Consider the following 17,263-nt stretch of genomic DNA (forward strand, 5'->3'; position numbering starts at 1 on the left):
ATGAAATATGGTACCGCCGTTTTTATTATGATGTAGATCGGCTCATACAGGAAGGTGAATACCAGTCCGGATTTGACCACTACTGTAACGCAGGATACCGGGACCGGAATCCCAATCCTTTCTTCGACGAAAAATTTTATCGCGCGAACGAACTGAAACTCTCTGATGGGGAAATGTCTTCCCACGGACTGAAAAACGGTTATGACCATTATCTGAATTATGGCGCACATGAACAGCGTGATGCGTCGTTCTATTTTTCCACGAAAACATTCATATCGGAAAATCCCGATTTTTTATTTGATGAACAGGATGGCCCTTTCATCGCTTTTCTGAAGTCCCGTCATCATCCCCGGACCATGCGGCGTCGCCTGTCATGGTATTTCGATCCGGCATGGTATCGTGAAACCTATCCCGATACGCAGGCGGAGCGGATATATCAGGAGCATCCCCTTGCTGACTATCTGGTCAATGCCGGGGCCTTAAACCATGATCCCAACGCCTATTTTTCAGAAGAATTCTATCGCAGCAGCAACCCTGACGTTACAGCAGCCATCGATGCCGGTGTGTTCCACAATGCTTACGAACATTTCCTCAATTACGGCCTGACCGAGTTACGCAGGCCAGCACCACAGGTCGATCTGGAACGTTACGCCAGGGACCCCGCCGTTGCCCATGATGTGCGCAGGCAGACCTATCCCACCGTTTTCGCGCAATACGTGGCCCTTGCGGGTGCCTTGCCCCATGAATACAGCACGGAACAGGACGGTGAACTGGCCTGCAAGCGGGCCTTCATGCGGCTGGCGTCTGTCTATGCGGCTATCGGCGGCCCAAAGTGTCCTGATTTTACGTGTGACGTACCCGATGTCAGCATCATCATGGTGGCCCATAATCGGTTTACCTTTACCATGACAGCCCTATCGACCTTACGCGCGCAATATGCGGGGGCCATGCAGGTCATACTGGTTGATAGCGGATCATCGGATGAAACGCGCGGTATCGAAAATAGCGTTAGCGGCCTGGAAGTCATCCGCACCGAAGAAAATGTGGGCTTCCTGCGTGGCTGCAATATGGCGCTGGAGCGGGTCGTCTCTCCCTTCGTCCTGTATCTCAATAATGATGTGGCGATCATGCCGGGTGCGATCAGTGCGGCCCTGCGCAGGATGGGCATGGACCCGCAGGCGGGGGCGGTAGGGGCGCGGATAATCCGCACCAACGGCTTGCTTCAGGAAGCAGGCAGCATCATCTGGCGGGACGGGACAACGTCCGGATATCTGAGGAATGCGGAACCAGACCGGCCCGAAGCCAATTATGTACGGTATGTTGATTTCTGTTCGGGTGCTTTTTTACTGGTGCGGACAGAAATAGTAAAACAGATCGGGGGCTTCGACCCACAGTTTGCACCGGCCTATTATGAAGATACGGATTTGTGTGTGCAGATCCACCGGCTTGGATTCAGAATTGTTTACGACCCGGATGTTGTCATGGTCCATTATGAATTCGGCACTGGCGACCGGGCGGAAATAGATGGACTGCTTGAAAAGAACATAAAGATATTTTGTGACAGGAACAGGGACTATCTTAAATCAAAGCTGCATCGGGAAAATGTAAATATCCTGTCGGCCCGCTCATCCATACCAGATGAAAAACGCATCCTGTTTATCGAAGATTATATACCGCAGCGTAGCATTGGCGCCGGTTTTCCGCGCTCCAATGATATAATCCGCACCATGGTATGCGATCTTGGGCTGCATGTGACGGTCTATCCCGTCTTTCCGCCCCGTACCCCGCCGCATGGGCGCTATCCTGACCTGCCTGACCGGGCAGAGGTGATATGGGACCGGGGCCTGGGCGAACTGGCGCGGTTTCTGACCGACAGGGCAGGGTATTACGATATACTCTGGCTGGCCCGAACCCATAATGCCGAAAGACTGCGGGAAATTATCAATACATGCCGCGATGCCCTTGGTCACTGCCGTATTGTTCTGGACACGGAAGCCGTGGCCAGCATGCGTGACATGGGCCGGAACCGGGTGCTGGGCCGGGAAAATCCGCTTTCCTTGCCCCGTATGTTGCAACAGGAGTTTCAGGCAACGGATTTTGTGGACCAGTTTATGGCGGTAAGTGAAACCGAGGCCAGTATTATTTCGGACCATCTGGGGCGTGACGTATCGGTTCTTGGACATGTCCAGCCACCACTGAATAACGGACCGCAATGGGCCGATCGTCGTGATCTGCTTTTTGTTGGATCAGTACAGAATGACGCATCGCCAAACTGGGATGCGCTTATGTGGCTGAATGACTGTATCCTGCCGCTGCTGGATACCGTATTGCCGCCTGAAATCCGCCTGCGGGTTGTGGGGCATACGGGGCCGGGAATTGATCTGGCGGCTGCACTGACCCATTGGCGCATTGATGTTGTTGGCGCGGTGAAGGATCTGGCGCCCTATTATAACGCGCACCGTGTATTCGTGGCCCCGACCCGGTTTGCGGCAGGCATCGCGTATAAAATCCATGAAGCTGCTGCCCATGGCCTGCCGATAGTTGCAACGCAGCTTTTATGCGATCAGGTCGGCTGGATCAGCGGAACGGATATGATGACAGCCGCCATTGAAGACCCACAGGCATTCGCGCATGCACTGGTCCGCCTTTATAATGACGAAACATTATGGAAGCAGATACGCCGGAATGCGCTGCATCGGATATTTGTTGAAAACAGGCCGGATGTCTATGCGGACAGGATAAAAAGGATCATTTGCCCAGAATAAAATGCAGCCTTTATGAAATACAATATATGACCCATTCGTTTCACGGTGCGCAAAACTGTTGGTAAGAAAATACTGGAGTATTTCAGGGTAATTTAGTAATTTCAGTTTGTAGCGCAGTTATTGTGTGAATGGTGTGGCTGCACCGGCCATATGTTGACCTTCCGGAGAGGATGTTTGAAAAGTCTGTTCGGAAAACATCCAGAAACCATAAAGAAGTTTTGGGTAAAGATTTTTTCAAAAAGCTTTGAAAGACATTGATTTTGTGAAAAAAGCGCACCAAAATATTTTCCTGTCCCCTATCAAGTATTGTGTTTCAAACAACCCCCTATATGTACTGGTTTTTCGGACAGGAACAGTCCGGCACAAAACAACTGACACTCTGACAGCAGGAAACGCAGGCAGATACAGGATTTTTCAGAAAGAATCATGAACGGCGCAGCCTGCTGGGCGTTACAGACCCTTTATGGGAAGTCCGGGGGACCTGATCTCTGTGATGTGGGAAAATGTGCCGCAGCTTATGGATCTGTTTATCGCGTTCATACTGTCTGGCCTGATCGGACTCGAGCGGGAATATCGCCAGAAAAGCGCGGGGTTGCGGACATACTCGCTGGTCGGGTTATCGGCTGCCCTGTTCATGCTCATATCAAAACATGGCTTCGATGATGTGATTGCGAGCGAGAAGGTCATTCTGGACCCATCGCGTGTAGCGGCGCAGGTTGTTTCGGGAATTGGGTTTATCGGCGCCGGTGTCATTTTCATGCGCCGGAATGTGGTGCGCGGGCTGACAACTGCGGCCTCGGTATGGTTGACGGCGGCCCTCGGCATGGCGGCGGGCGCGGGGCTGGTCCAGCTCGCCATTGCGACAACGGTGGCCTATTTCATCATCATGTTCGTCTTTCCGCTGCTTACGCGGAACCTGCCGCAGGCCGGTCGCAGTGCAACCCGGATGGAAATTTCCTACCGGGATGGCAGGGGCGTGCTCAGGCTTATTCTTGTAACCTGCACACGGCTGCGTTTCATCATCGATCACGTGCAGATCAACCAGAACGGCCATTACGAGGAACATTCCGAAATCGCACGGGGCCAGGAAGATGATTTTGACGACCGGCTTGTCACCCTGTCCATGCAGGTGAAGGGAAAGCGCCCGGTATCACATCTTATCGCCGCGCTGACGACTATTGAAGGCGTGCAGAAGGTGGGGACAATGGACGATACTGCGCTGGACTAACAGATATTGCTGTATTGAGCTGATCAGAAAAAAGAACGCCTCTACACGCATGTCAGTCAGTCCCTGCCTCTGCGCAAGGATCGTTACCGACGCGGCCCCCTCAGATCATTCAGCACGGTGCAGGCAAGGATGGCCAGAACGATTTCAATACTGATCCATCCGGGCCACGTGATCAGGGCAATGACCGGGGCCTGTGCCGCGCGTAGCTGAAGGACAAGGCTCAGGACCAGCAGCAGCATGCCTGCTGTCTGAATGCTCCGGCGCAGCAGGTGGGACAGGCTCCTGCGTAATATAATGTCGCTGCCCCGTATCGATCCGGCAGCCAGCAGCAGCATGCCGCATTGCCCGCAAAGGATTGCCGCAGCCATCATGCCCGCCGCGCGGTCCGGAACGCCGCGTAGCCAAATGCCCCGCCCAGCATGAGGGCAACAATGGCCGTGCCGCGCATCACCACGTTCGTCCACGGCAGGCCAGACAGGGCTATGGCCAGACAGGCCAGCGCATTGCCGCCCAGAAGCTCGGGCCACGCGCGATCGGGCCGCCGGAAAAGGGCGAATGTAATGCCCAGCGCCCATACCGCAAAAACGGTCTGTACTTCATGCACGGCCCTGTTGGCCAGCGTAAGGGGAAGCAGACGGTTGGCAAGGAAATAGGTGGCGAAGGCCAGCGGTGTTCCGGCCAGTATTCCGGTATTCATGCGGCAGACAATACGCTGCCCCATGTGGGGCTGCTGACGCAGGCGCTTGAGGGTCCACAGGTGCATCCCGCTGCCGATAACGGCCGCAAGCGCAAGACCGGACAGAAAATAGAGCCACCGCGTAACCGCTGGCGCAAAACGTGCAACATGCAGTCCGTAAAGGAACGTGTAGAGCCGGATGACAGGGCGCGTTTCGGTGTGCGCGTTTATCAGTTGGCCCGTGGTCCCATCGAATGTCATGACCCCGGTGGTCGTGCTGACCGTATGGTCGTTACCGGCAATGACCGTGACAAGGGCGGCGTGATCGGACGGATTGAAAATATATACCTGCTCGATGCCCGCCCCGCCGAAATGCCTGTCCGCTTCATCAAGCAGGGGACGGATGGGCACAAGATGTCCCGGCTGGCCACCGGCGGGGCGGGAATACAGGGCCGGGTTCAGGTCCGTATAGGATGCCATCATGTCATGGTGATAGACCGCCTGCGTACTCCACGGCAGCAGCAGCGACCCGAGCGTGACCGCGCCCGTAAACGAAATCATGAGGTGGAAGGGAAGGGCTGCAACCCCCAGAAGGTTATGGGCATCAAGCCAGCTTCTGAGGCCCCGCTTCGGCCTGAACGTGAAAAAATCGGCAAATATGCGCCGATGGATGATGATGCCTGTCACAAGGCCCACAACAAGCGCAAGTGCCGCCATGGCCGCGATCAGCCTGCCCCATGGATAGGGAAGCTGTAGCTCGAAATGGAAACGGTAAAAGAACTCGCCCCCCAACGTGTCGCGCAGGCCGTCAGGGCTGCCGGTCTGCGGGTCCAGAATACGCTGGATATACGTGCCTTGCGCATCGGGCCATATGGCGGTCGGAAAGGGTGCTTCCGCTGTCGGGCTGGTTACGTACCACGCTGGCGCTGACGGTGCATTATGGGCCAGCCAGTCGACTGCACGGCTGGTGGCCTCAAGCGGGTCAACGCGGGGGGGATCGCGTTCGGGATGCATCCACAGGGTGATGGCCTGACGGAAAACACTCAGGGAGCCGGACAGCGCAATGGCGAACAGCACCCAGCCGGTAACAAGGCCCAGCATGGAATGCAGCCATGCCATCGTGACCCGGAACGATCCCTTCATAACCCCCGGCCCGCGGCAAAGGCTATGATGGTGAAGGACACCATGCAGCCCGCAACCACCATCACCAGCCGCCAGATACCGGACACGCCAAACGCCGCCATGAACACGGTGGGCCATAGCAGCAGCCCGAACAGGATGCCCGCCATCGCCCCGTCAGCACGCGACAGGGGCAGCCACAGGGCAAGCGCCACCCCGCCCAGTGACGCAACACCGTACCCGCCCGCAAGGCCGACAAGGGTGCGCAGGGCGATATTCAGGCGGGGCCGCCGGGGTGGAACTGATTTACCAGGTGAAGCCAATGCTCGCCTGCGCATTCCGGCGCTCACCATAATAGCACCATTCCTGTCCATAGGATGCGTAGCTCAGGCAGTTTGCGATGTAATCCTTGTCAAACAGGTTACGCACACTGGCCGCGACGGTCCACCCATGCAGCGACGGGGAAAGGTTCGACAGGTCATAACGGGCGGACGCATCGAACACCGCGTATTGCGGCACCCAGACGCTGCCATAGCTGGCTTCGCCGCCATAGGATTTGTTGGAATAGCGCATGCCGCCACCGAAACCGAGCCCTTTTACCGGGCCCGAAGGCATGGTGTAGAACGCGAACAGGGAGGCATTGCCCGTCCCGGCCTGGATCAGCGGCTTGCCGGTTGAATCATCATGGACCTTCTGCACGCTGACCGCCGCCGTAATCATAAGGTTCTTGTACGGTTCGGCATGTGCTTCGAATTCGAAGCCGTCCGAATGTACTTTTCCGCTTTCGTTGCTGTAGCCCAGATTGCCCACCGCAACCAGCACGTTGGTCTGTTCGATATGGAAGCCCGCCGCCGTGAACAGGAGTGACGTGCCCGGAAGCTGGTATTTCAGGCCACCCTCAAGCTGCTTGCCAAGGGATGGATTGGCCTGACTGAAGGTTCTGCCGCCATCGTTGGATACGGTGCCCGCCTGCGGCTGAAAGGATGTCGAGTAGCTGATATAGGGCGAAAGACCGAAGTTGAAATGATACAGCGCCGATGCGCGCCATGTGATCTGGCGGGGATTTTCATGTGTGGATGTATGGTAGATGTATTCGTTCTGCTGTGAACGGTACCAGTCATTACGTAGGCTGCCGGTCACGACCAGTCCGCGCCAGCGCATTTCATCCTGCGCATACATGCCGACCTGATGGGAATTGGTCTGGTAATTCACATACGGGCTCATGGTGGGGATCACCATGTGATAGTCCGGGTGCAGCACGTTCAGGTCGGGCGCAGTGCCGTAAAATCCCTGTTCGGATGCGCTCTGCTGCATGTAATCGAAGCCGAACATCATTGTATGCCGCAGCGGGCCGGTGCGGACATGCCCCTTGAACTGGCTGTCAAATGCCAGGTTGTGGGTATGTTCGTTCGTTCCGAAGGCGGAGCGGGCGAGCATGTCATTGCTTGTGTAATAACCATTATTATACACGCTGCGATATATGGTCTTGATGTCGTCATACCGACCGCGGCTGGTGAAGCTCCAGTCATTGTTGAAACGGTGGTTGAAGATATAGGTGATGCCACCCTGACGGCGGTTGAATTTCTCGAACGGAACGTCACCGTCATAGAAATCCCGTGGCAGGTATCCGTATGATGCGCGTTTGAGCGAACCCTCCAGCGGCGCGCCGCCATAGGTGCCATTTTCGGGGTCGTACTGGTAATTGCCCAGCAGTGTCAGCGTCGTTGGCCCATCACCGCCAAACGTGAAGGAGGGGCTTATGGAAAAGCGGCGGCTTCCCGTCTTGCTCAACTGGCTGTGCTGGCCGTTGACCGTGCCATACAGGCGGTAGCGGACAAGACCATCCTTCGTCGCATAACCGCCAACATCGGCATCCACGCGATACAGGTCGAACATGCCGCCGGTCGTCGTGACGCCACCATAGAATTTCTGGTCGGTCGGCAGCTTGCTGGACAGGGCGACAAGGCCACCGGGGCTGGACTGGCCATACAGCGCGGATGCCGGTCCTTTCAGGATTTCGACCCGTTCCAGCCGCGACGTATCGGTCTGCGCCGTGGCATAGCCCGTGGGGCTATCCTGCAGCTTCAGGCCATCAAGGAAGGTCGGAACCGTAAAGCCGCGCAGGGCGAACTGGTCATAGCGCGTGCCTTCCCCGCCGCCACGCAGGTCCGGTGTGATGCCCGCCGTGTAGCGCACGGCCTGATTGAGGCTGAGCACGCCGCGCACGTCCATTTCGTTCCGGCTGACAACGGTAACCGACTGGGCGGTCTCGATCAGTGGCGTATCGGATTTCGTGGCTGATGACGCCACCGTTGCGGGCCTGCGTGCATGCACTTCCAGCTTTTCAACCCGCCCGGCCTTCTCTCCCGACGGGGCGGTTGCCTGTTTCGTGCCTGTTGCATGCGTGGCTGTGTTCTGGTCAGCCTTGCGGGCCGGATCAGCCGCAAGGGCATTGCCTGTCACCATAAGCGAAAGGGGAAACACATAAAAAACCTTGCTGCGATACATGCCCGACCTCAGTTAGTGGCGTTGTCTGCCGTGTGGAAAGGGCTGCCTATCGTAAATGCGAATCACTTGCAACATATATCAAAACGTGTCTGCAAGGAAACCGGTGCTGGTGCTCAGGCTGGACGTTGCCTTGATCCGGGCGGGCGTATACCGCATGTATGTGCCGCGCAAACGACCGACGGCGATCGTTTTATTCCTCCTTTTTCCGGCGTATCGGGTGTGCATGGAATAGACTGAACCCGAAGCTACATGTTGTGTGTAACGTCGCAGTTCGTCCCGTTCCCCAGTCACCTGATAGCAGGGAATATCAGCGATCTCGACGTTGCCGTCGGCGGCCCATGTCAGAACACCGCTTTTTTAATATACAATAATAATAATTTATATTTAATTAGTATTAACAATTATTTATGTGCATATTGATAGTAATATGTGGTCGATAGCAATATCTATATGTGAGAACGTTTCTATGACAATTTCAAATTTGGGGATGGACTTATTTGTTACCTCAAAGTCTATATTCATATAAACCGAATCTCTCTGGTATGTGTTTATTTTGTTAAATACATAATCCCTAAACCCAAGGATTAACCTTCCACCCTCCCCTACTGCAGATATTCTTATTTTACATTGATTTTCTTCGGGATATAAAGCTGATAAAGAGACGCATGCGGTATAAGAGCCTTGCCTCAAGGTAATGTATGGCCCGAAACATGCTACACCCGGCGGCGCATCATAAGGAACAACGATGCTTTTTCCGCAATGGAAACCCGTTTTTGTATAAAGCTGCTCCGCACCAATTTTCAAAGGGAATGTAACAGGAGCATACTCATGTAGTTTATTGCGCGGAACATAAAGGAATTCAGCCGGATTTATGTTTCTGTGGGCAGATAGGTATTCCCACATACGTTGCATGATTTTTGTGTTATTATCAGCATATGAATTGAATCCGTTAAGATATTTTGGATAATATACATTTAGATAATATATGTCAGAGACAATAAAATTATCTAAAAGAATCTGTATGGACTCCACAATGGAATGATCATCATTGTGATGGTTGAGCCTTAAATTTTTAAACTTTTTAGAGAAAAAACTAAAGTATATATATTGCTCGACAGCAATATGTGCATTGAAATTTCGCTCTTCCGCTTTGCTTCCTGGTGCACAATAATGGGTGCCATAATGTGTCATGAAATCCAGGGTAACCAGAGGTACGTCCCATATGGAGCGTATATCAGACAGTTTGCCGAAGTTAAACCAGTCACTGTAATGAAATGGAATTCTGGCCTTGGAAAAGGGATTAAGTGTATAAAGGGAAGGGATCATGACCGGGAAAGAAACAGCCGTATACTCTCCCCTTGTATAATATTCACTATATAGTCTGATATATTCATTTATAAAAGATCTATCCTTGAATAATAAGTCGTTTCTTGTTCTCAGGACAAATTCTCTGGATGCCAATGCCAGTCCGTTACGGGCGGATTCAATCATATGGTTGGCATGACAGTTTGGCGCATCGTGGATAATGGGCGGGAAGGGTTGCGCCATATAGGAGTAGGCTATTTTATCCGCACATTTATTAACAAGGCGGCAGAAGCCAACCATATTCTTTTTATATGAGAATAGAGACTTCTCATTGGAAAGTTCAAAATCTATAAAATCCGAGCTTGATATGGAAAAAATGATCTCTGATTCACTAAAAATATTTCTATAGCTGGAAAGTATATTGGCAATGTCGGATGCGTCTTTTTCAAAGCATCCTCCATGTATAACAATGCTTATTGATTTATTTTCTATTTGTATCATGATTGTCCTGAATGATCCTCGCCTATAATTTTCATTACGTATAGGTATAAGTGTAATGTAAAAATTATTTAGCGCCAAGACCCATTGGGTCTTGTGGTAAGCTGCCATAGGCCGCCATTCCCATGAAGTAAGCCCACAGATTCTGAACCAGATGTCGGCTAGTCCTGGGCCATTCGGAACAGGATATCCGTGCGTCCCACTGTTTGCCTTGCGCCTTCAGTGCGCGGAAGGGCTTTCATCGGCATTCATGCCGGTGTCGCCCATTGCAGCCATGTCGCCGCCTGACTGCATGCCGCCGCCACCGCCACCGGTGTTGCCGGTTCCTTCCTTTTTTCCGTCTTCCTTGTTCCGTCCGCCGGTGCCCTGCGTGCGGGTCGGTCCCTGCATCGGGATGGCAAGATCGGATGGAATGGGGTCGAGATCCAGCGCCCTGCGGATGAAACTGCGTAGGGAGACAACCAGATCGTGCGTATGCACAAGCTGCCCTGCCACCAGTTCCCGCGCAGCCCGTTCCGCCAGACGGACATGCTCCTCGGTGCCCAGTAGCATGATGTCCGACAGGGCGGCCTCCACCGCATCGCGGATGCGTCGTGCCCGGTCCGATCCCGCCATGCCCCCGGTATCCGCATTATCAGGAAGGCTATCGGGGGTATCGCCATCCGGCACACTGCGCAGTTCCCGGCGATGACGCGGGTCCACGGCCAGATTTCCCGTAAACGAACCGCCCAGCGTGCGGTAGGCGGCAATGAGGGTGCGCAGCCGTTCGTTGATCTGGCGGTTCATGCGCTCCCGCCGCTGCTGGATGACGACCATCATCAACAGGCGGATGCCAACCCCGATCAGCGTAATCAGGGACAGCCCGATCATGGTGACCAGAAGATTGTGCCAGGAACTGAAATCGAGATTGTGCAAGGCAGGCTCCTTGCGTCGGGCTGCGTGTCGAACAGGCCGGTTACTATGAACCGATGGAACCCGACTGTCCACCAGCGCGCCAGACACCGCGCATGCCGCGGCACCGGCCCGAAAATAATCATGATGACCCGGTGGTGAAAAAACCGCATGGCACATCCGGCGTTCAGTAGCCGTGTGGGGGTGTGTCGCGTGGCCCGGATGCGAAGGCTCCCGTGGCTGGATCATGGAAAGACGCCGCTTCATGCATGAGGACAGGAGTAGCGGACAGCCCCGCGCCCACGGGCCGGGCATGGTGGCCTTCATGGCATTGGCCGGTCCCTGCGGGTCAGCGGTCCCCCTGCCGCCATGAACGCCATTGTCCGTCTGGCGCTGGCGCGTCCCTATACCTTTGTCGTCATGGCGATCCTGATCGTGATCGCGGGCGTGCTGTCCGCCATCCGCGCGCCCAAGGACATCTTCCCCAACATTGCCATCCCGGTGGTGGCGGTTGCATGGACCTATACCAACCTTTCGCCACAGGATATGTCGGGCCGCATCCAGTTACCGTTCCAGCGCGCCCTGACCACCACCGTCAACGATATCGAACATATCGAAGGGCAGGCCCTGACCGGCATTGGTGTGACCAAGATATTTTTCCAGCCGGGTGCTGATGTCCGCCTTGCCAATGCGCAGGTCACGGCCATCGCGCAGACGCTGCTGCGCCAGCTTCCCATCGGCACGACGCCACCGCTGATCCTGAATTACAATGCCTCCACCGTACCGATCCTCCAGCTTGGCCTGTCGGGAAACGGGCTGACGGAACAGCAGCTTTATGATTTCGGCTTCAATTTCATCCGCACCCGGCTTGTCATGGTGCCGGGGGCGGCCATTCCTTTTCCCAACGGGGGACGGGTGCGCCAGATCCAGATGGACCTCAATCCCGCGCAGCTTCAGGCCCGGGGCGTTTCAGGACTGGACGTGGCCGGTGCGCTGGCCAGCCAGACACAGATCACTCCGGCCGGTTTCGTTAAGATCGGGGAATACCAGTATAATTTCCGCCTGAATAATGCGCCGCTATCGGTCGAACAGCTTAACATGCTGCCCGTCAAAACAGTGAACGGGGCGGTGGTGCGCGTGCGCGACGTGGCCCATGTGCGCGATGGCTCCCTGCCGCAGCAGAACGTCGTGCATGTCGACGGCCAGCGTTCGGCCATGCTGACGGTGCTGAAATCGGGTGCCACCTCCACCATCGCGATCGTGGAAGGGATACGCGCCACCATACCCGACGCCACGCGCGGACTGCCCAAACAGCTTCAGGTCACGCCGGTCAATGACCAGTCGCTTTTCGTCCGCGCCGCCGTAAGCGGCGTATTGCGTGAGGGCGCGATTGCGGCGGGCCTGACCAGTCTCATGATCCTGCTTTTTCTGGGGTCGTGGCGGTCCACGCTGATTGTCGCGACTTCCATCCCGCTATCGATCCTCGGCGCGATCGCAGTCCTTTCGGCGCTGGGGGAGACGCTGAACGTCATGACGCTGGGCGGTCTGGCGCTGGCCGTTGGCATTCTGGTGGATGAAGCAACGGTCACGATCGAGAATATCGAACGTCATCTGGAAATGGACAAGGACGTGCATGCCGCGATCATTGACGGATCGGGCGAAATCATCGTCCCGGCTTTCCTGTCGCTGCTGTGCATCTGCATCGTTTTCGTGCCGATGTTCTACCTGCCGGGCGTGTCGGGTTTCCTGTTCGTGCCGATGGCGCTGGCGGTGATTTTCGCCATGATCATGTCCTTCATCCTTTCGCGTACGCTCGTGCCCACCATGGCCATGTTCCTGCTGCGCCGGCATGACGGGGGCGAGGGGGGGAAGGGCAATGTCTTCACCCGCTTCCAGCAGGGTTTCGAACATCGTTTTGAAGCCCTGCGCGATCGCTACGGCAACGTGCTGGAAGCGGTACTGGACCGGCGCGGGCGTTTTGCGATCGGCTTTCTGGGGTTTGGTTTCCTCAGCCTGCTGCTGCTGCCGTTCCTTGGTCGCAATTTCTTTCCGCAGGTGGATGCGGGAGCCATGACGCTGCATGTGCGCGGCCCGGTCGGCATGCGGATCGAGGAAACCAGCGCGCTTTTCCTCGATATCGAAAAACACATACGCGCCCGCATCCCGTCCGATGAAGTGGAATCCATCGCCGATACGATCGGCCTGCCCAACAGCGCGATCAATGTGTCCTATAACGCATCGGGCACGATCGGGCCGGAAGATGGGGACATCCTGATTGCGCTGAAGGAAAATCACCACCCTACCGCACGCTATGTGCGCCGCCTGCGCACGGAGCTGCCCCGACTGTTCCCGCAGGCGCAGTTCGCGTTCCTGCCATCGGATATTACCAGCCAGATCCTCAATTTCGGTGCCCCGGCCCCGATAGATATCCAGATCATCGGCCCGCATCCCGATGAAACGCGGCAGTTTGCCGAACTGGTGCTGCGCGCGGTCCGCCATATCGACGGTCTGGTCGATGCGCGGATACAGCAGCCCGCCAGTTATCCCGAACTGCGTTTTGATGTGGACCGCACGCGCATCAACCAGCTTGGCCTGACGGAAGGCGATGTGACCAACAGCATCGCCACCTCCATCGCGGGCACATCACAGACAGCGCCCCTGTACTGGCTGAACCCGCAGAATAACGTCACCTACCCCATTGCGGTACAGATGCCAGAATACCGCATTGCGGCGCTGTCGGACGTGATCGGCCTGCCGGTGACGGGGGCTGCCGCCACCACGCAGCCGCAGGTGCTGGGCGCGCTGGGCACGATCACGCGCGGCACGACATCACCGGTGGACGGGCAGTATAATATCCGCCCCCTGATCGATGTTTTCGCGGGCAGTGACGGGCGCGATCTGGGGGCGGTCGCATCCGATGTGCAGAAGATTCTGGCCCGGCTGGATCACCAGCGGCCCGCAACGGTCAGTGTTACGCTGCGCGGGCAGTACCTGTCCATGACGACCGCCTTTTCCGGTCTGGGCGCGGGGCTGCTGGGGGCCATCGTGCTGATCTATCTGCTCATCGTCGTCAATTTCCAGAGCTGGACCGACCCCTGCATCATCATCCTCGCGCTGCCGGTGGCGCTGGCCGGTATCTGCTGGATGCTGTTTGCGACCGGCACACCCCTTTCCGTCCCGGCGCTGACGGGGGCGATCATGTGCATGGGGGTGGCCACCGCGAATTCCATCCTTGTCATCACATTCTGCCGCGAGCAGCTTGAGGAGCATGGCGATGCGTTGCGCGCCGCACTGGTGGCGGGCAGGACGCGGCTGCGGCCCGTGCTGATGACGGCGCTGGCCATGATCATCGGCATGTTGCCCATGGCGCTGGGACTGGGGGAAGGGGGCGAACAGAACGCGCCGCTTGGCCGCGCGGTCATTGGCGGGCTGATTTTCGCCACCTGTGCCTCGCTGTTTCTTGTACCGACCCTGTTTGCCATCATCTATCACCGGCGCGCGCAGGGCACGACGCATGGGGCGCCCGCCCATGCCTGATGCGGCTTCATCATTCCCACAGCACAGGGCAGCGGAGAAACCCGGACATCGTCCGCGCCTGTACCGCTTCGTTCTTGTGGCGGGTGTCCTGTTTGCGCTGGTCCTGCTGGTGGGGACGCTCATGCGGCTGCATGCGCGCCACCAGCTTCATGCGGTAACGGTCGCGGCAACGATCCCGACGGTCAGCATCGTCCATCCGGGCGGGAAAGCGTCCGACCGGCTGGTCCTGCCGGGGCGGTTGCAGGCGTGGTACAGCGCCCCGGTCTATGCGCGGACCAATGGCTATCTGCTGCGGTGGTATGTCGATATCGGCCAGAGTGTGCAGGCGGGTCAGTTGCTGGCGGAAATCGACACGCCCGATGTGGACCTGCAACTGGCGGGCGCGCGCGCGGCGCTGGCCACGCGGACCGCGCAGCGTGACCTTGCGGGCATCACCACGCGGCGGTGGAACCGGCTCAATGCGCTGAATGCCGTATCGCAGCAGGAAACGGACGAAAGGCGGGGTAATTTTGCCGCAAGCGAGGCCACGCGGCACGAAGCGGCGGCCGAGGTGCAGCGGCTTGAAACCCTGTCGGGTTTCAAGCGCATCGTTGCGCCGTTTACCGGTGTCGTCACCAGTCGCGCCACGGATATTGGCGCGCTGATCGTGGCCGGTACATCTGCCGCCCAGCCGCTTTTCACCGTTTCCGATGTCTCGCAACTGCGCATCTATGTCAGCGTGCCCCAGACCTACATCGCGCGCATGAAGGAGGGAATGTCCGTCGCCTTCACCGTGCCCGATTATCCGGGCAGGGAGTTCAGGGCCCGGCTTATCCGTTCCGCGGATGCCGTTGATCCGCAGTCGGGTGCCATGCTGGTCCAGCTTGTCTATGACAACGCCCGCAACCTGCTCCGGCCGGGGGCGTATGCACAGATCGCCTTTACCTTTCCTGCCACAGATGGGGCATCCGGTGCCGTGCGTATTCCCGCCAGCAGCTTGCTGTTCCGGCGTGACGGCACCACGGTGGCAACCATGGATTCCAGCCAGCACGTAAAAATCCTGCCCATTGCCATCGTAACCGATTTCGGCACGGAGCTTGAGGTGACGGGGCTGACCGCGCAGAGTGCGGTCATTGACAATCCGCGCGATGACCTGCGTGACGGGGATGAAGTCCGGCCGCAGGAGAACAGGCATGGCGCCTGATACGGAACGGCGTGCAGGGGCCGTTCGGGACCGGGGGCGCAGGCGGGATCATGGGCGTTCCGGTCGTCCCTTCGGCATCGTGTGGGCGGCCATATCGTGCATGGCGGCACTTGCGCCTGCCGGGTGTAACCTTGCGCCGGATTACCATAAGCCCGCCCAGCCCGTGTTGCCGGTCACATTCCGTGAAAGTGGTCCGTGGACGCCAGTTTCCCCCACGCCCCCATCCACGCGGGCGGAGTGGTGGACGGTCATGGGGGATGCGCGGCTGAACGCGCTGGAGGCACGCATCGAACATGGCAGCCCCCAACTGGCCGCCGCCGTTGCCCGTTACGATCAGGCCCGCGCGATGGTGCGTCGCGCACGGTCGGAGTTTTTTCCCCAGATCGATGCGTCTTCCAGTGCCGTGCGGGAGCGCACGCTGTTCCTGCAGACCGGTTCCTATTTCGATTATCGCAATTACGCGACTGGCGGCACCGTTTCGTGGGAGCCTGACCTGTGGGGGCGTATACGCAACCTTGTTTCAGCCGCGCGTTCGCAGGCGCAGGCCAGCGCCGATGACGTTGCCGCCATGCGCCTCAGTCTGGAGGCGGAACTGGGTGATGACTATTTCCACATCTGCGGTCTGGATGCGCGCATAGATGTATTGCGGCGGACTGCTTCCGCCTATGAAGCGGCGCTGCACCTGACGACGGACCGTTTCACGGGCGGGGCGGCGAGCGAACTGGACGTGGGGCGGGCGAAAACGCAGCTTGCGTCTGTCCAGTCACAGCTTGAACAGCAGGTTGCGGACCGCGCGCTGGTCGAACACGCCATTGCGGTACTGATTGGCGAGGAACCGACCACGTTCTCGCTCCCCCCGCATGATATGTCTGATGTCGTGCCGGTTATTCCTGTCGTGGCCCCTTCGGCCCTGCTGCAACGTCGCCCGGACGTGGCCGCCGCCGAACGCCGCATGGCGGCGGCCAATGCACGCATTGGCGTGGCGCGGGCGGCGTTTTTTCCTAATATCAACCTTGGCGCGTCCGGTGGGTCGGAAACTACGGTCAGCACGCTGCTGTCCGCCGGTTCGGGCGTGTGGGCGCTTGGGCCTGCGCTGGCGACCCTCGCCATTTTTGACGGGGGCCGCCGCTTTGCCGATCTGGCCGCCATGCACGCCGCCTATGCTGAAGGTGCCGCGAATTACCGCCAGACAGCCCTGCATGCCTTTCAGGAAGTAGAGGACCAGCTTGCCCTGCTCAACCATCTGGCCGATGCCACCACGCGGCAGGCTGAAGCCGTCACCGCCGCCGCCCGTACCGATCAGTTGGCCAGCATCCAGTATCGTGAAGGGGCCGTGGACTATCTTCAGGTTGTCATTGCGCAGACTGCCGAACTGCAGGCGCGTGAAGACATGATTACCCTGCTGACGCGCCGCCGGATTGCGGGCATTGATCTGGTGCGCGCAATGGGCGGCGGATGGCAGGCGGGCCGGAAGACCTGACTGCTGCGCTGTGTCATTTGTAGGCGCTTTGACTGGCGCCTCTGTCAGCCCCTTGAACATGCTTCCAAGGGCA

Annotated in this window: 11 protein-coding genes; 5 read left to right on the plus strand and 6 right to left on the minus strand. The window is 57.5% G+C overall.

The window, feature by feature from the left end; genetic code table 11:
- Positions 1 to 173: 173 nt before the first annotated feature.
- Both KSAC_RS14995 and KSAC_RS15000 read left to right on the plus strand, forming a co-directional pair.
- Positions 174 to 2,765: a glycosyltransferase gene (locus KSAC_RS14995; RefSeq protein ID WP_132306492.1), complete on the plus strand. Its 2,592-nt coding sequence runs from the start codon at positions 174 to 176 to the stop codon at positions 2,763 to 2,765.
- A 493-nt stretch (positions 2,766 to 3,258) separates the two neighbouring features.
- Entirely contained in the window at positions 3,259 to 3,993 is a 735-nt protein-coding gene (locus tag KSAC_RS15000) for an MgtC/SapB family protein (RefSeq protein ID WP_243705405.1), read from the plus strand.
- 83 nt (positions 3,994 to 4,076) lie between these two features.
- On the opposite strand, the gene KSAC_RS15005 is transcribed toward KSAC_RS15000, so the two are convergent.
- The 6 genes from KSAC_RS15005 to KSAC_RS15030 all read right to left on the minus strand — a co-directional run bounded on the left by KSAC_RS15005 (position 4,077) and on the right by KSAC_RS15030 (position 11,014).
- Positions 4,077 to 4,364, minus strand: a complete 288-nt coding sequence (locus tag KSAC_RS15005) for a hypothetical protein (protein WP_243705387.1) — start codon at positions 4,362 to 4,364, stop codon at positions 4,077 to 4,079.
- Positions 4,361 to 5,812 carry a PepSY-associated TM helix domain-containing protein gene (locus tag KSAC_RS15010; protein WP_132306496.1) on the minus strand — a complete coding sequence of 484 codons (1,452 nt, stop codon included), beginning with the start codon at positions 5,810 to 5,812 and terminating at the stop codon, positions 4,361 to 4,363. Before KSAC_RS15010 ends, KSAC_RS15005 begins: the two co-directional genes overlap by 4 nt.
- Complete coding sequence (locus KSAC_RS15015; protein WP_132306498.1) at positions 5,809 to 6,111, minus strand: hypothetical protein; 303 nt, start codon at positions 6,109 to 6,111, stop codon at positions 5,809 to 5,811. The genes KSAC_RS15010 and KSAC_RS15015 overlap by 4 nt, the downstream gene beginning before the upstream one ends.
- Positions 6,095 to 8,296 carry a TonB-dependent siderophore receptor gene (locus KSAC_RS15020; protein WP_132306500.1) on the minus strand — a complete coding sequence of 734 codons (2,202 nt, stop codon included), beginning with the start codon at positions 8,294 to 8,296 and terminating at the stop codon, positions 6,095 to 6,097. Before KSAC_RS15020 ends, KSAC_RS15015 begins: the two co-directional genes overlap by 17 nt.
- Positions 8,297 to 8,701: 405 nt before the next feature.
- Positions 8,702 to 10,102, minus strand: a complete 1,401-nt coding sequence (locus KSAC_RS15025; RefSeq protein ID WP_165927359.1) for a WavE lipopolysaccharide synthesis family protein — start codon at positions 10,100 to 10,102, stop codon at positions 8,702 to 8,704.
- Positions 10,103 to 10,318: 216 nt separating this feature from the next.
- Entirely contained in the window at positions 10,319 to 11,014 is a 696-nt protein-coding gene (locus KSAC_RS15030) for a hypothetical protein (RefSeq protein ID WP_132306504.1), read from the minus strand.
- Between the two features lie 345 nt (positions 11,015 to 11,359).
- On the opposite strand from KSAC_RS15030, the gene KSAC_RS15035 reads away from it, so the two are divergent.
- From KSAC_RS15035 to KSAC_RS15045, 3 genes are read left to right on the plus strand one after another with little or no spacing between them, the layout of a single operon-like run.
- Positions 11,360 to 14,527, plus strand: a complete 3,168-nt coding sequence (locus tag KSAC_RS15035; protein WP_132306506.1) for an efflux RND transporter permease subunit — start codon at positions 11,360 to 11,362, stop codon at positions 14,525 to 14,527.
- Positions 14,505 to 15,710, plus strand: coding sequence for an efflux RND transporter periplasmic adaptor subunit (locus tag KSAC_RS15040; RefSeq protein ID WP_243705388.1), 1,206 nt, complete (start codon positions 14,505 to 14,507; stop codon positions 15,708 to 15,710). The genes KSAC_RS15035 and KSAC_RS15040 overlap by 23 nt, the downstream gene beginning before the upstream one ends.
- Complete coding sequence (locus tag KSAC_RS15045) at positions 15,700 to 17,190, plus strand: efflux transporter outer membrane subunit (RefSeq protein ID WP_341812872.1); 1,491 nt, start codon at positions 15,700 to 15,702, stop codon at positions 17,188 to 17,190. The genes KSAC_RS15040 and KSAC_RS15045 overlap by 11 nt, the downstream gene beginning before the upstream one ends.
- The last annotated feature ends 73 nt before the right edge of the window (positions 17,191 to 17,263 follow it).

Source organism: Komagataeibacter saccharivorans (assembly GCF_004348195.1).
GTDB lineage: Bacteria > Pseudomonadota > Alphaproteobacteria > Acetobacterales > Acetobacteraceae > Komagataeibacter > Komagataeibacter saccharivorans.

Excerpts from the sequence above, each read along its gene's own strand:
- KSAC_RS14995 (WP_132306492.1), top strand. The coding sequence starts at position 174 with ATGTCTTCCCACGGACTGAAAAACGGTTATGACCATTATCTGAATTAT.
- KSAC_RS15000 (WP_243705405.1), top strand. The coding sequence starts at position 3,259 with ATGTGGGAAAATGTGCCGCAGCTTATGGATCTGTTTATCGCGTTCATA.
- KSAC_RS15005 (WP_243705387.1), bottom strand. The coding sequence starts at position 4,364 with ATGATGGCTGCGGCAATCCTTTGCGGGCAATGCGGCATGCTGCTGCTG.
- KSAC_RS15010 (WP_132306496.1), bottom strand. The coding sequence starts at position 5,812 with ATGAAGGGATCGTTCCGGGTCACGATGGCATGGCTGCATTCCATGCTG.
- KSAC_RS15020 (WP_132306500.1), bottom strand. The coding sequence starts at position 8,296 with ATGTATCGCAGCAAGGTTTTTTATGTGTTTCCCCTTTCGCTTATGGTG.
- KSAC_RS15025 (WP_165927359.1), bottom strand. The coding sequence starts at position 10,102 with ATGATACAAATAGAAAATAAATCAATAAGCATTGTTATACATGGAGGA.
- KSAC_RS15035 (WP_132306506.1), top strand. The coding sequence starts at position 11,360 with ATGAACGCCATTGTCCGTCTGGCGCTGGCGCGTCCCTATACCTTTGTC.
- KSAC_RS15040 (WP_243705388.1), top strand. The coding sequence starts at position 14,505 with ATGGGGCGCCCGCCCATGCCTGATGCGGCTTCATCATTCCCACAGCAC.
- KSAC_RS15045 (WP_341812872.1), top strand. The coding sequence starts at position 15,700 with ATGGCGCCTGATACGGAACGGCGTGCAGGGGCCGTTCGGGACCGGGGG.